This window comes from Sulfitobacter sp. AS92 (assembly GCF_038900015.1).
Lineage (GTDB): Bacteria > Pseudomonadota > Alphaproteobacteria > Rhodobacterales > Rhodobacteraceae > Sulfitobacter.
In genome coordinates, this window is the sequence record NZ_JBBMQL010000010.1 from 1 (window position 1) to 15,285 (window position 15,285).

General features: G+C 57.5%; 12 protein-coding genes. 10 read left to right on the forward strand and 2 right to left on the reverse strand.

Annotated features, from left to right (window positions below; all coding sequences use genetic code 11):
• Positions 1-220: 220 nt before the first annotated feature.
• The 7 genes from WNY61_RS15530 (at position 221) to WNY61_RS15560 (ending at position 6,741) form a co-directional block, all read left to right on the forward strand.
• A complete protein-coding gene (locus tag WNY61_RS15530; protein ID WP_342852365.1) occupies positions 221-607 on the forward strand; it encodes a hypothetical protein in 387 nt (128 codons plus the stop codon).
• 806 nt (positions 608-1,413) lie between these two features.
• On the forward strand, positions 1,414-2,403 hold the full coding sequence (locus tag WNY61_RS15535) for a DctP family TRAP transporter solute-binding subunit (protein ID WP_342852366.1): 990 nt from the start codon (positions 1,414-1,416) through the stop codon (positions 2,401-2,403).
• Positions 2,400-2,774, forward strand: a complete 375-nt coding sequence (locus WNY61_RS15540; protein WP_342852367.1) for a cupin domain-containing protein — start codon at positions 2,400-2,402, stop codon at positions 2,772-2,774. Before WNY61_RS15535 ends, WNY61_RS15540 begins: the two co-directional genes overlap by 4 nt.
• Entirely contained in the window at positions 2,771-3,244 is a 474-nt protein-coding gene (locus WNY61_RS15545; protein WP_342852368.1) for a TRAP transporter small permease, read from the forward strand. Before WNY61_RS15540 ends, WNY61_RS15545 begins: the two co-directional genes overlap by 4 nt.
• A complete protein-coding gene (locus WNY61_RS15550) occupies positions 3,241-4,524 on the forward strand; it encodes a TRAP transporter large permease (protein WP_342852369.1) in 1,284 nt (427 codons plus the stop codon). Before WNY61_RS15545 ends, WNY61_RS15550 begins: the two co-directional genes overlap by 4 nt.
• A gap of 28 nt (positions 4,525-4,552) precedes the next feature.
• Positions 4,553-5,797 (forward strand): Zn-dependent hydrolase, encoded by a 1,245-nt coding sequence (locus WNY61_RS15555; RefSeq protein ID WP_342852370.1) that lies wholly within the window; start codon positions 4,553-4,555, stop codon positions 5,795-5,797.
• Positions 5,794-6,741, forward strand: a complete 948-nt coding sequence (locus WNY61_RS15560) for an ornithine cyclodeaminase family protein (protein ID WP_342852371.1) — start codon at positions 5,794-5,796, stop codon at positions 6,739-6,741. Before WNY61_RS15555 ends, WNY61_RS15560 begins: the two co-directional genes overlap by 4 nt.
• Here WNY61_RS15560 and WNY61_RS15565 read toward each other — a convergent pair.
• Positions 6,723-7,655, reverse strand: coding sequence for a LysR family transcriptional regulator (locus WNY61_RS15565; protein WP_342852372.1), 933 nt, complete (start codon positions 7,653-7,655; stop codon positions 6,723-6,725). The genes WNY61_RS15560 and WNY61_RS15565 overlap by 19 nt on opposite strands.
• A gap of 164 nt (positions 7,656-7,819) precedes the next feature.
• On the opposite strand from WNY61_RS15565, the gene WNY61_RS15570 reads away from it, so the two are divergent.
• The 3 genes from WNY61_RS15570 to WNY61_RS15580 all read left to right on the forward strand — a co-directional run bounded on the left by WNY61_RS15570 (position 7,820) and on the right by WNY61_RS15580 (position 9,146).
• Positions 7,820-8,164, forward strand: a complete 345-nt coding sequence (locus WNY61_RS15570) for a RidA family protein (protein WP_342852373.1) — start codon at positions 7,820-7,822, stop codon at positions 8,162-8,164.
• 107 nt (positions 8,165-8,271) lie between these two features.
• A complete protein-coding gene (locus WNY61_RS15575) occupies positions 8,272-8,886 on the forward strand; it encodes an RraA family protein (protein WP_342852374.1) in 615 nt (204 codons plus the stop codon).
• Positions 8,887-8,939: 53 nt separating this feature from the next.
• Positions 8,940-9,146: a hypothetical protein gene (locus tag WNY61_RS15580; RefSeq protein ID WP_342852375.1), complete on the forward strand. Its 207-nt coding sequence runs from the start codon at positions 8,940-8,942 to the stop codon at positions 9,144-9,146.
• Between the two features lie 75 nt (positions 9,147-9,221).
• Here the strand turns inward: WNY61_RS15580 and WNY61_RS15585 are convergent, their stop codons facing one another.
• On the reverse strand, positions 9,222-15,068 hold the full coding sequence (locus WNY61_RS15585; protein ID WP_342852376.1) for a GEVED domain-containing protein: 5,847 nt from the start codon (positions 15,066-15,068) through the stop codon (positions 9,222-9,224).
• Positions 15,069-15,285 lie beyond the last annotated feature (217 nt).

Here is a 15,285-nt window from a genome sequence, read left to right on the forward strand (position 1 = left end):
TTCGGCGACAAGTCGCGGCTCGTCGTCGGTGAGCGGAAAAGTTCCCTTCGGTTGCATTTTACCTCTGCTCGCCCCCACAACGGGGTAGAAAACTTAAGTATCAAATTTCTTATGTTGACTTGCGTCCCCGAGGGTTCTGCGAGCAATGCATTTTAATAAGTCCTTTCCATATCTATTTACATCGTATCTGCGGATCTTGAGAAGAATATGCACAACAAAAATGATCATCGCGACGTTTATGTTGGCGAGCTCTACACAAGTCGCAGCTCAAAATGAGCCAACGCTTGTCGCGCGACTTTCGACCGTTGACGAGATGATCGATTTCGAAATCGAGGATATTGCGGGCCTTGAAATTAGTCTTGATGGCAAAGACAGCGCAATTTCACTTTCTCTCGGCACCGATGCGAAGCAGGCTCTCGCAGAATTAACAAGACGTAATTTGAATCGAAAAATGACGTTCACTGTATGCGAAAAAGAAATCTTCCACGCTATTATTAACGCTACCATCAATTCTGGCTTGATTTACGCTACGTCAATAGAATCGAATGTTTTATCAATGTCAAAAGTGCTAAGCGGCGAAATAAGTTGCGTTGAGTATCTCCGGTAGCGAACGGCCCGGACCGGCCATTCGTGCCTGCGCAACGAAGGACCGCATCCCGCCCTTCGAACTGGTGACCTTCGAGATCGCAGCGCAAATGGAGCGCCAGCTCTGGGATATCGTGCTCCGGCGCCCTGAAAGCATCGTCGCGATAGAACAGAGGCCGACCATGCACTAACAATCAAATCGGACCATTTGATGGGGGCAAACCAAGAATGCCTGACCGATTTCGACCGTGTCCCGCGCGAGGTGCGCGCCATTTCCGGCATTACGAACAGCGAAACCTCAATCCTACTGAGTTCAGCATAGCGCTGTGGGCACGACTTGGCCTAAGGCAAAGTTAGCGTATCGAACAAAACCAAGGCATGCGTTCCCAGAAACCGGACGGCGGGTAGATCCGCACTCCTGACATCCGACCCTTTTCTAACTTAGCAGGTCCAGCGAATGTTTCCTTCGACGGGCCCCCGCCGCGGAAGCGCTAACGCTCGTGAATGGTAAGGGTCGGGGCAGTGGGCAGCATCGGTCTTAATCCTGTCCTAAGCATACCCAAAAACCATGCTTATCAAAGCAAGGCTACTCCCACATCTCTACCATGCCGGCAAAGAAGTGCGGAACCACGGAAGGCGCTAGGGCAATCCCAATACCTACAGTAATTAGTCTCTGACCCTTTTACCAATGACCGCAGGCGCACCTGAAGCGGGCCTCCGGGGCGGGCATTCAGAAAAGCTGTTCCAACTATAGGCTCCACCTATTTGCGCGGAATCCGCGATCGGTATTTCCTCTGCTGCAATCAGTACACAACAGGAAAGACTAAAATGAAATCACCCAGCACTCTGATCAAAGGCGGCCTACTGGCTGCCAGCCTCGCGGCTTTTGCGCCAGTTGCCGCGTTGGCCGCCGACGTGTCGATCCGCCTTGGCCACGTCCTGCCGGAGAGCCACAGCTGGCACACAGCTGCAACTGGGTTCGCAGATGAGGTCAACAGCCGCACCGAGGGCCGCGTCGCAATTGAGGTCTTCCCGTCCGGCCAACTTGGCAGCGAAAAAGAAGTGATCGAGGGCCTACAATTCGGCTCGGTTCAGGCCGGACTGATCGGCTCAGGGTCGTTTCAAGGGATCGAGCCGCGTATGGGGATTATCGAGATGCCCTACGCATGGGGCGCCCGCGAACAGGCGTTTGCCGCGCTCGACGGCGATCTGGGTGTCGCGCTGGCCGATATGATGGACGACAAAGGCATCAAGGTTCTGGGGTGGTGGGAAAATGGCTTCCGCAACATTACCAACAATGTCCGCCCAATCGAAAAGCCCGAAGACCTCGCTGGTTTGAAAATCCGCGTCACACCCGACAAGGTGCGGCTAGCCACGTTTGAAGGTCTGGGTGCGGAGCCTGCACCCCTGTCTTTTGGCGAGCTTTACTCCGCGCTGCAACAAGGCCTATTTGACGCGCAGGAAAACCCGCTTGCGATCATCTACTCGGCCTCCTTTTTCGAAGTTCAGAAGTACGTCTCGCTGTCTGAGCACATCTGGGGTGCCGCGACGCTGACCATGTCGAGCGCGACGTGGGATGAAATCTCGCCTGAGGATCAGACTATAGTGATGGAGGCCGCCACTACCTGGGGTCTGAAGCAGCGCGATATGGTTGCCGCCGCGAATGACGAGTTGATTGCGCAGCTTGAAGCAAAGGGCATGGCGTTCAACGAGGTCGACAAAGCGGCCTTTATCGCAGCCGTCGCGCCGATCTGGGAAAGCCAGAAGGACGTCTATGGCGAAGATCTTCTGAACATCCTCGATCAGTACCGCAAATGACCCTGCGGCCTGAGATCACAGAAGTTGCATCGGTGGAGCCGGTGCAACTTTTCGACTTCACCCAAAAGGTGCTGTTTTCACCTGCGGCACGCGGCGAGGGCTTTATCAAGCTTTCCGTAACCACCGGCCGGAAGGGGGCGAAGTCCACCGCGCACAGCCATCCCCGTGACGAGGTTACGCTCACACTTAAAGGAGAAGCGATCCTACGGGCAGGGGGCGAGGAATTCCACATGACCGAAGGCACCGCCGTGCGCTTGCCGCCGGGGCTTAACCACACGGTCGAAGTGATCTCGGAGGAATGGGTTGTTGTGGCCGCATATTGCGATGAATGCATGCTCTGCCGCGGCCCAGAAGGATTTTTGAAGCCATGACACTTGAGACCGGGTCGCTGAGAGCGGCCATTCTTATCGACCGCGCCGCCCGTTGGTTTGGCGCAGCACTGGTGGCGACGTTTGCGGCGCTGGTCGTTTATGTCGTGATCTCACGCTACCTGTTCTCGTCTACGCCACGCTGGGCCGAAGAATTGCCCCGCCTAGCGCTGGTGTGGCTGACCTTCGTGGGGGCGATCTCGGGTTTCGTGCGCGGCTCGCATTTTCGCGCAGGGTTGCTTGATCTGGTCACCATGCCACCGATGCTGCGTCGTGGACTGGCCGTTCTAGCTTGGCTGGCGAGCTTTGTTTTTCTTGCGGTGTTCATCTGGACCGGCTGGAAACTGACCGCAATCACATGGTCGCATCAGACAACCGCGCTCTCGCTTCCCGTAGGGCTGTTTTATCTCTCCTTGCCGGTCTGCTGTGGTCTGGCCCTTTTGGGTCTCGTCTTGAAAGGGGGCAGGACATGAGCGTTGCGCTTGCACTTCTGCTCGTAGTCTTCGTGGTACTGGTACTGCTGGATGCCCCGATTGCCGTTGCCTTGGGCCTGTCGTCGATGTTTTACCTGCTGATTGCCGATGCTGCGCCGATGATTGTTGTGGCCCAGCGGGCCGTGGCAGGGATCAACAGCTTTACGCTGCTGGCAATCCCACTGTTCCTCCTTGCCGGGCTGTTAATGGTCCATGGCGGGCTCGCACCCCGGATCATCGCGCTTTGTTCGGCGCTCATCGGGCGGCGCACTGGCGGGCTGGCGATGGTCATGATCATTGCATGCATGATGTTCGGCTCGCTTTCCGGGTCTGGCGTGGCTGACGTGGTGGCGATCGGGACGATGATGCTGCCTGCAATGCGCGACCAAGGCTATGCGCCAGGGTTCAGCGCGGCGGCTCTGGGCTGCGCGGGATCTCTCGGCACCGTGATACCGCCCTCAATCGTGCTGATTGTCTATGGCACCGCCACCAACAGCTCAATCGGCCAACTTTTCGTGGCCGCGATCATACCCGGCATCCTTCTGGGCCTCGGGCTGATGCTGGTCGCCTGGTGGATTTCGCGCCGCAATGGATGGCAGGGCGGAGAACCATTTTCTTGGGGTGAACTTGGCCGTGCCGCAAAGGGCTCGATCCTCGCGATGCTAGCACCGATCATCATTGTCGGTGGGATCCGACTGGGGATATTTACCCCCACCGAAGCCGCTGGCATCGGCGTGGCCTATGCGCTTTTTGTCGGCATTTTTGTCTATCGCGCGCTGAGCCTCAAGATGCTGGCCCAACTCTTGCGTGAGACTACGGAAATGACCGGTGTGATCTTGCTGGTGATTGCCGCGGCCTCGGTCTTTGGCTGGATCCTCGCTGCCGAACAGGTGCCGCAGATGGCTGTTGCAGGGATCACGCAGGCGACCGAAAGCGGCACTGTTGCCCTGTTGATGATGATGGCGGTCTTGTTGATCCTTGGCACGTTCATGGAAAGCATCGCGATCATCTTGATCCTCGCGCCGGTCTTCCTGCCAATCCTTGGCCACTACGGTATCGACCCCGTCTACTTTGGCATTCTGCTGACCATCAACCTTGCCATCGGCGCGAACACCCCACCGCTTGGCATTGACCTGATGGCCGCCTGTCGTGTTGGGGAAATCCCACTCAGCGACTCGTTTAAATACCTCGTGCCGCTGCTTGGTGTGATGGTCGGCGTGCTCCTGCTGCTTGTCCTGTTTCCTGCATTAATTACCGATCTTCCGGGCCTCCTGTTCTGATCCCGGCTCTCAAGAAAGAAAGTTTCCCATGTCAATAACTCCCGATACCCGCGCTGACCTCGATCGGTTCTGGTCGACCATTGAAGCCTCGGCAGAGATCGGCAAGGGCCGCCCGGGCGGGTTGTCGCGCCTGACGCTGAGCGATGACGACCAAGCCATGCGCGACCTGTTCCGAAAATGGTGCGCAGATGCGGGGCTTTCGGTCGAAGTGGACGCCGCGGGCAACATCTTTGGCCGCCGCGATGGCACTGACAATGACCTGCCGCCAATTCTGATCGGCAGCCATCTGGACACCCAGATCAACGGAGGACGGTTCGATGGGATCGCAGGGGTGCTGGCCGGGCTGGAAGTGATCCGCAGCCTCAACGATGCTGGTCATGTCACCAAACGCCCCATCGTTGTTGTCGACTGGACAAATGAGGAAGGCGCGCGGTTCTCGCCACCGATGGTCGCGTCGGGCTGTTTCATCGGAAAATATGACATCGACTGGGTGCATGATTTGATCGGCGACGATGGCGCGCGCTTTGGGGATGAGCTGGAGCGGATCGGCTACAAAGGCGAGCGGCACTGCAAGGCAGGCGAGATCGACGCCTATTTCGAGCTGCATATCGAGCAGGGGCCGATCCTTGACGCGGAAAATCGACAGGTGGGCATTGTCACTGGCGGTTACCCTGTGCGCGGCATGCGGGCGTCGTTCAAGGGCCAGACCGCGCATACCGGACCGACACCGATGGACCTGCGTAAAAACGCACTGGCCGCGGGCGCGCGCTGGCTGACGGCAGTAGATGACATTGGCTGGGATTTCGCGGTGCATGATGGCAAGGCCACAGCCGCGCGGCTGACCGCCTGGCCTAATAAACCGGGTATCCTTTCGGACACCGCCGAAGCGGTTTGCGATGTCCGGCATCCCGATCCGATCACGACCCGTGCGATGGCAGAAAAGATGCGCCGTGCGCTTTATGAATCAGCCGCGCGCTGTGGCTGCGAGGCGCAGATCGAAGATGAATGGGAATGGGGCGGCGACATCTTCGATCACGAGATAATTGAAGACCTCCGCAATGAGGCGATACGTATGGAGTTCAACTGGCGCGACATCGAAAGTCAGGCGGGCCATGACGCCTACTTCTTGGCCACCCACTGCCCGACGGCGATGATCTTTACGCCTTGCGAAAACGGCATCACCCACAACAACGAGGAAAACTGCACCCCGGAGAGCTTTGTCGCTGGGCTCAATATCCTGTTGCACGCGGTCGTTAAACGGGCCGACAGATGACCGCCCTGATTGGTCACGCGGCGCTGGAAACGGCGTTGGACTGGACTGCGCTGATCGCGGAATTGCGCTGCTGGTACAAGGAAGGGCGCGTTGAGGCACCAGAGCGGCAGGTGCTGCGCATCCCCCAGCCAGATGGCAGCGAGGCATCGCTGCTCATCATGCCCGCCTGGGTGCCAGGAGAGAGCATCGGCGTGAAGGTGGTGACCTTCTTTCCCGCCAACGCTACCAAGGGTCAGCCTACGATCAACGCGGGCTACCTATTGTTCGATGGCGAAACCGGCCAGATGAAAGCGGCGCTTGATGGCGACGCGCTGACCGCGCGACGCACGGCGGCGGCCTCGGCCTTGGCTGCGGATTATCTTGCGCGGCGCGATGCAAAGCGGCTGCTCGTGGTCGGAACAGGACAACTCGCGGCGGCAGTTGCGCAGGCCCACGCCGCGGTGCGCCCCTATGAGGCGATAACGATCTGGGGCCGCAGTCTGGACAGGGCGGCAAAGGTGGCGTGGGAGTTGGCGCAGATGGGTCTGCCCGCGACGGCGAGCGATGATCTGGAAGCCGCTTGCCGCGCGGCGGACGTGGTCAGTACCGTCACCGCCTCTACTCGGCCGTTGGTTCAGGGCGCATGGCTAAAGCCGGGGTGTCACCTTGACCTGATCGGCGCGTTCAAGAGCGACATGCGTGAAAGCGACGATATGGCCGTGATGCAGGCGCAAATCTTTGTTGATCGGCGCGACGGGGCCAGCCTTGCTGGCGATCTTGCCCAGCCCTTGGCCGAGGCCAAGATCGCGATCATAGACCTGCTCGCCGACCTTCAAGAGTTGTGCCAAGGCAGTCATCCTGGACGGCGCGACAGTCAAGCGCATACCGTCTTCAAATCAGCGGGCATGGCGCTCCAAGATCTCGCGTCTGCAAATCTTGCGGCCTCTCAGGCCATGTCAGGGTAAAGCGCCAGCAGTTCTTCAACCGTCTGTACGAATTTTCGCTCCGACGAAGACAGTTTCTCTGTCGGGGCGTGGACAAGATAGACATCCGCCCCAAGCGGTTCATCGGTGATTTTTAACGGCCACAGGTCGCCCCGGCGAATGTCTTCCTTTGTCGTGGCAAGTGGCAGAATGCCGATGCCCATGCCCGCCACGATCATACGGCGCACCTCTTCGATACTGGTACTTAACCCATTAATCCGGTTCCCCAGCCGCGTGCCTTCACGCAGCACCGACATCGGCTCAAGACCCATGCCCTCGGTCGCGCAAGCGAATGAGATGAAGGGCTCGCGTTGAAGATCGCGCAGTTCCAGTTCTTCCTGTCCAAACAGCGGGTGCTCTGCGCCGCAGAAGACGCGGAATTCTTCTCGGAACAATCGGATCGAGCGCAGGTTGACCAATGGCTTTGCCAGCAGGCAGAAGCCCAACGTCGCGCGCCCTTGCTGGATCAGGCGCACAATGGACTGACTGTTCTGGATCTCACTTTGAAAGATTACCGAGGGGTGACGCTGGTGAAACAGCCGCATTGCCTCATCGATCAGCGGTGAAACGAGGTTTGAGATGATCTGATAGCGGACCTGTCCGCGCTCTTCGTCCTCGGCATCGCGCACCAATAGCGAGATCCGCTCGGCACTGTGAAAGATGTCCCGGCACTCCTGAAAAATTTTGTCCCCGCGTGTTGTCAGCTCGAAATGGCGGCTGTCGCGGAAGACCAACTGGCAGTCAAGCTGCGCCTCCAGTTTCTGGAGTGCATTGCTGACCGAAGGCTGGCTAAGACCCAGCCGCTTGGCGGCCCTCGTTATGCTCTGCTCCTTCGCGATCATGTAGAACATGCGGAGAAGGTTCCAGTTGAGGTCGGCTTGGAGGAGGCTGTCCATTATGTGGGTCCGAAGTGAACGACGATGTGAAACACTGCCTGTTTATCCAGCGGATCCAAAATAGCAAAGGACTATAGTTGTCATCGGTCTGAGCTATACCCCACGTCTGTGCGGACTGCCCGGGCCCGGATATGGTCACCGAAACATCATCTGAAAGGAAACTCATGACCATCAAACGCCTTCACCCCGGCCCCCGCATGAGCCAAGCCGTCATTCACAATGGAACCGTTTATCTCGCCGGTCAGGTCGGCACTGCCGGTGCTGATGTCGCGACCCAGACCCAAGACTGCCTGGACGCCATCGACCGCCTTCTGGAGGAGGTGGGGAGCAGCAAATCCAACCTGTTGCAGGTCATCATTTGGCTGGCCGACATGGCTGATTTTAAGGTGATGAATGGCGTCTACGACGCTTGGATCGACCCGGCCAACCCGGCTGCCCGGGCTTGTGGCGAAGCCAAGCTGGCCACGCCCGACTACAAGGTGGAATTCATCGTCACCGCGGCGGTCTGATCTGCCTCTTGGCCGGGGGGGCTATGCCAGTCATAACTCCCGGCTATTTGCTCACTGCTCTCTCCTGCGGCTTCATTCGAGGAAGCTGAAACACGTCAGGACAGGGCATGCCATCAACACTCGACCTCCGAGATATAGAAACCGCCACGCTGGGTCATTTCCTTGAATCCGGTTTTATGGCGCCGTCCATACAGGGGGTGTTGTCCAATGCGCGGTCCTTTGGTCCGGCGCTGACCGTGCGAATGCAAGGCGACGACGGTGCGCCCCTCGTTGAGGCGCTTTCCGAGGCCAAGCCTGGCCAGGTGATCGTCATCGACCGCTGCGGTGATCTGCGCCACGCTTGCTGGGGTGCCGTGACCACTGCCGCCGCGCAAGCCCAAGGCGTTGTTGGCACAGTTATCGACGGTTTTATGACCGACCGCTCCGCTATCCTAGCCGCAGATTACCCGGTCTGGTGCCGGGGCCGATCTCCAGTCACCACCAAGCCGCGCGGCCTCGGCGGAGACGTTAACGTCACTGTCAACTGCGGCGGCGTCGCCGTGCGCCCCGGCGATGTTGTGCTGGCCGATGAAAGTGGGGTCGTCGTGCTCGATCCTGCACAGGTCGCCGGTCATGTGGCGCGCGCCCGGCAGTTGCAGGCTGACGAGATCACTGTACTGGCCCGCCTGAAGGCAGGGGAGACGCTCGCTGAGATTACACACAAGACCAAGCAACCCGCGTAGAACCGGAAAACCGGCATGCATTTCCACCGCTCACATACGACAGAGAGAAACATATGACTTCATTTACTTCCAAGGTCGTCACCGGTCTGACCGCGCTGGCAGCTGGTACCACGATGACGCTGGCCACCCCCGCGCTGGCCGATAAGGCGTCCAATACGCTCAACGTGGCCTTCGCCGCCGAGCCTGAGCCGCTCGACACCTACAAGATCGCTGGCCGCCAAGGTCTGATCCCATATCGCTGGATTGAGAGAAATTGTTAGGGGCAAAAAATGATCTGCCCCTAACCGTTTTTCACATGCACAAGACAACCATGAACGCGCCTTTATGAGTCTTGCTCACGGGGTAACCTGCACCTTGAACCACACGCTTCCTTCGGCTCCTGCGCCATGCGTTCCGCTGCAATCCCACCTTAGGGGCCCCATATACCCTGGAACGTTTGCAGTGGGGTCTGCCACGTCGCAGACCAGCGAGGGGCTTACAATCTGGGGTGTGGTTATTGCCTCTGCTAACTGTGTATAGGGTGGCGTTCGGTCATGGATGGTGATGGCGGATGCATTCCTCTGACTTGGGTTCACGAGGGTGATGCGATAGATAAGTACATCGCCAGGCGACGCTTGATTTGAGTAACCTTCGTCCGTGTCTTGAGTTTCGTTCTGAACAGTTTTTACCAAGACGAGCTGACTGCCTCCGACTTCGACGGTCACGCGGTCCGTATCTGTCAAAACATGCGAAACCGTGGTACCGGAAAAGTCAGTTACGGCTTGAACCTCATAGGTCACAGTAATGCCCGGGGGAAGGCCGCCGCCCGCGGATACTCTCGAAATCAGACAGAGCTCATCACCTGCCTGAACAGAAATAGGGACGGTGAGCGGTGTGTCGGGTGCGCCGTCGCAATCGTTGTCCAAAAAGAGTGCAATTGAGAATGCGCCGACCGCTGGTTCAGAAATATTCTCAACCGTGAAGGTGGCAGTTCCGGTTGAGCTCGCCCGATAAAGATGGGGAAGTAGCGTGATTTGGCCAGCACCGATGCGTGCATCCCGATCCTCGCTTAGGGTTGGAAGTGGAACGATACCCAATATGAGCCCGCTGTAATCCGTATCCGGAGCGGGAGTAAAGCTGAATGAGCCGTCATGTGGGTCGCTGTTGACCAGACTTGGCAATGCGCCCGGCGTCTCGGAAATTGCCCGCCAACCCTCTGGCGGCACCGTGGAAACGGTCAGAGTACCGGTGTAATCCGGCGCGAGCCGATAGGCCCATTGTCCGTCGGCACCGATCTGCGGATTGGCCAAAAGCGCGCCGCTATCGTCCAGCAGAAGAATGCTACCTGCATTGGTCCCAACCTCATTTCCAGTTGCCAACCCATCATGCGCAACGCCGCCGCGGCCATCATCTTGGATCAACCGGCCAGAGATCTCCCCTCCCGTAGTGGCAAGCGTGATCGTGACGCTGGCTTCGTCATCATCGGCGATGCCGTCCCGCAGATCGTCCTGCGCCAACCCAACATTTGGATCACTGTCGAGATCCGGAAGGGAACTACTCACGATCTCGACAACGTTTGTGTAGTTGCCACCCGAGGTTACACGTACCCGTATGGTGAGGGTTTCAGTCGCGCCCGGCAAAATTTCATCGACAAACCAAAGGCCTGTGCTTGGATCAAAATAATCTCCGGTCTGAGGGGCAGTGTCGCTGATATAGGCAAAACCCGCCGGAATGCTTTCGATGACCTTGACCCCAGAAGGTGAGCCGGGCCCGTCATTTGTCACGCTGATCACCCAATCAATGATATCGCCTTCGACCGCGGTTGTGACGGGGGAGGTGGTCCCCGCCCGAAACGCTTGTTTGGTGATCGATAGGTCAGAAAATTGCGGGTCGAACCCGAAATCGTAGGACACTGTAAACGCACCAGAATCTGCTTTGACCCCGACAAGGGGGTTTGACGTTCCGATTTGCGCGCCGGCGGGAAGGTCTGCGTCGTTCACATCCACCTCTAATCGGTAAGTGGCGCCAGCCGGCAAGCCAACGAAAGCAAAAGTGCCATCCGGATCCGTATCGACAGTGCTGATGAAGCTATCGTCACTCAGATCATTCGGCGTCGCATTGTCAGAGTACAGATCAACCCGAATGCCCCCCCCCAAATTTACTTCCGACCCGTCTTTTATGTCCGAAGCGTCTTGGTCGACGTAGATATTGCCGCCAAAGCCGGACAGTGCAAAAGGGGTGCCGCCCCGGCACGACGTGCCATCGCTGAAACCACCCTCATCTGTCCCTGTCGCCAATCTCAATCTATTGCCTGTCGAGGTGTCGATTAGGTATATTGAGTTTGATACCTCTTCATAAGCAAACATCTGGCCGTTTTCGTCGAAGAAGACCGCAGACCAAATGCCTGCGTAAACGCTGGGTCCAAACTCCACCAAAGTGGTGAAGCCGGCGATACCGTTGTTCGCGAAGGCGCGAAACAAGCTGCCCGTGTCTTCGTTGATGCCGTAGATGAAGCCATCCAACGGATTGACGGCGAAATCGGACACGGTGACCGGTTGTGAAAGGGTAAGTTGCCCGGCATCGAGAGGGTTGTTCGGGTCCGTCAGGTCCAGCAACTGCCATGTGACATCGTCAGCTTCGTACACCATGATGCCGTTGGGAAGAATATCGCCTGCATCCTCGGCGCGCTCCGCGCTGCCTGGAAATTGGGGCATTTCGACAAAATTTCCGGTGCCATCCACGCGCCAAAGTTCGTCTTTTCCGGACCGAACACCGTAAATATAGCCATCACTTTCATTGTACCCCCAGCCGGCTTCCACCCGGCGCGGCGCTGTCCCAACCGTTTGGGATGACATGGAATACTCTGAACCCGTGTCGGTAAATCGCAGCTTGCTTAGTCGCGTCGGATCGTCGGACAGCAAGTATAAGCCACTGTCGCATGAGACCGGAGGCACATCGTTTGATATCGACAGCACGTAGTCCTCGACCTCTCCGTCAAGTGCGACGGGAACGACGCCTTCGGTTGTTGACCATCGGAACCGGGCGAATGTCGGGGTCAGAACGGCAGTTCCGGGCACAACCACGTCAAATCGGATCTCGCCATTAAGCGTGTTGTCTTTATCGCCTGCGCTGCCATCCTGAAGATCTGATGCGATCTGTTCAGAGGCGTCGAACACACCGTTGCCGTTAAAATCGATCCACGCTTGAAGATATGCCACACCACCTGTCAGACTTCCGACACCGCCAGTCACCTCATTGACGAAAACCGATATTTCGGTGGTGCCGCCCGCATAGAGTTGGGGCAAGGTAACCCCATCTTCATCGTCGTTACCGTCGAGATCATCACCTGACGCGTCCGGGCTCGCTTGAGAGGCCGCCTCGGGATCGGGAGAGAGAGTACCTAAATAAGTGCCTGCAATGCCGGTTTCAGCGATGATATGCAAAGGGTCGCCATAGCTCGCCGGGGCATCACCACGATCGACCAAAGGCGCCGCGCCGATGTTGATCGGGTAATCTTCAACTTCTCCATCCAGCGAAATATCTGCCACGCCAACGACCGGGGTGGTAGACCATCGAAACCGCGCAAAGGTCTGATCCAATACCGCATCACCCGGCACGATTGCTTCAAACTGAATTAGGCCATCACCAGCGACCGCATCTCCGCCCGTACCGTCGTCTTGTAAATCGCGCGCGATCTCTTCGGCCGTGGCAAGCGCCATGACATCGTTACCGTCGTAGTCGATCCAAGCCGTCAAGAAACCGCCGTCGCCTTGCACGCGTGCTTCGATTGTTGCGGGGAAACCTTGGACAAGCAGGGGGATATCTACGCCATCGTCATTGTCAGAACTGGCGTCATCCGCGTTCCCCGGTCCTGCATCGCTCGTAACGGCATCGCCTAAGTAGACACTCGGCTCTTGCCCCATCGTATGCAGTGCGTCCCCATAGATTGATGGGGCATCGGTGAAGTCGGCGCAGGCCTGAATGTCCGTTAGCTGCAGCGAACCTGCGAAATTTGCACTGTTATTTTTGCGCGTCCCATGATCGATTACGATCCGATCAATCGGGGCACCAAACCCGACTACTACGGCAAAGTTCTCTGGGAAAGCGGCGTTCGAGAATGTGCTGTTACGCTCTGCCAGGACTGAACCGTCTACGTTGGCCAAACGCAACATGGGCGCTGAAAGTGAACCATCTGCAACAGCAGGCTGCATGCGGACACCGTTACGTTCGCCGTAAATCGTTACAGATTCATCAAGATCCAGACTTGTGACATCGATAAGAACCGAACTCATGGGGCTATCAAAATTCACGTCCAAAGTGGCATATTGCTGGGTCAAAACGCCAACGGTTCCGGTAGAATAAACAACCTGTGCGGTTCCGATTTCTGCCGGACGGAAAACACTTGCATCTGCGTTTGCCGTCGCGGTGACCGTACCGCTGACGCCGTACCGTGAGAAAGCAGCTGTTGCGCCAATCGCTGCAGGACTGTCAGATGTCCAGTCGACGACAGAGAACCGCGTACCAGAACAGACTGGAAGCGTTTCGGTAGGCACTGCAGTCACGTTTACGCTGACGCTGTCTGTATCGGCGCCACCTTCGTCGCTGGAGTTGGCAGCGTCCGCGGTTATCGTGCCTCCCGCTGCTGTTGAGACATAGGCGTCGAACTCGATCGCGCCGAATCCAAGGCCGTTCAAGTTAGGCAGGGGAAGGAGCGAGAATGTGCCGTTCGTTGGTTCGGTGGCGGGGCGGATATCCTCGCCTGAGATAACTTGAAAATTTGCGGTGCCAGAAATTTCCGGCGGCAGGGTAACGGTTGTTTGTACATTCGTCATAGGGCTCAGAGATGTGTTCACATAGCTGATACGGTAGGTGAGCGTGGCACCTTGCGGAATGTCGCCGCCCGAATAGGGGGTGCCATTCACTGCAGAGATTGCGATCAACACAAATAGATCGTCAGGCCCCGCAGGTGAAACGGCAGATGTTCCGGCGACCCAATAGCGCCAAGGGTTATCGTTCCCGGCTGCGGCACCTTCAGCTGAATCCCCGCCGTGACCCTCTGCATTGAAATAGCCGATGTTTTCGGTGTCAGTGATCTTTACTTCCATCACGGCGAAATAGGTTTCACCCTGTGCGATCCCCCCGAACGCGTAGCGCACCGCATTTGTGTCACTTGGCAGAGCCGTCGCACTGCTACTATTTAGGTTAAAGCCAGATGTCGTTTCGGTGCAGACTTCGAAGGAATTGACGCCCGGATCCAACGTTTCGGGAAAAACGGAACCGTCGCCCGTGGCAGGCCCATCTGGCCCCACCAGTAACGGGTCATTCGCTTCGCAGGAACCGGGATAACTAATGCGGTTCCATGGGCCGGTAGTGCCGTAGCGGTCCCAATCCGACCCAGATTCGGGGCCGGCAACGGGGCTGCCCGACCGAAAAGGCGTCGCACCACGACCGCCTGTTACCGATGTTTCCTCTTGCGTGGAAAAACCGTTTGGATCGATTGTGCCACCCGAGCCAAAGGCGTTGATCTGAACCGCATCCCATTTGTTATGAACCCGTGCCGTGCCGGCGCCACCAACACTGGGCCAAGGACTGCCATTTGTGGGATTAACAAGATATCCATTTTCCAACGTTGCGATATCCGAACCGTTCGCAAACAATTGAGTATCCGAGCGCGTAGAGTAAAAAATGCCAGTGTCGCCATAGATATAGGCCAGACCCGCGTTGCAATCGGCAATCGAAAAACCTGCGGCTTGACACTGCGCAGTATCAGATGGGGACCATCCGTTGGGTGAAATATCAAACGTCTGCTGTCCTTTCGGACCCCATCCCTTTGACACGCCGGACCCTGTAGAGGCGCGGGCAGGGCGCGCGTCTAGCGGCGCGCCTGTGGCGTCTGTAATGTAAGTGGAGGTGACTTCGGTGCCTGCGGGAACATATAGCGTGGCATACCCCCCCGGACCATCGAGCGTACCTTCGGCTATGACTGGAAAGTCGGCGATTACAGCGACTGTATCACCCGCCGAAAGCGGGGCCAGACCCGCCGCGACATTATCCGCAATCTGCTGCCGGCTGGCATCCGTTAATGAGATTCCGCCACCGCCCAGCCAAGCGCCGTGCGATAGGACCATTGTCGAGAAGCATAGCCAAAAGAACGCGCCCAAGACTGCCTTATAGCTCTTGTAGAAAAATCTAGCCAAATCCATAACTTACTCTCATTCAATCAGCGTTAAGGCTGTCATCGGGCACCTTTTGCGTCAATCGGGGCAAGGGGAGCGTGGGCATATGCTTTCGGCTAATGGGCATAGCCTTTGGATAAATTTCTTAACCTTGCGGGGTTAACTATCAATTAATGGCAATCAGGGCGGAGGTCCGAACCCGTTTGGTTTTTAGGCCAGAGAGTGCAGATTTCGCGATATCGGC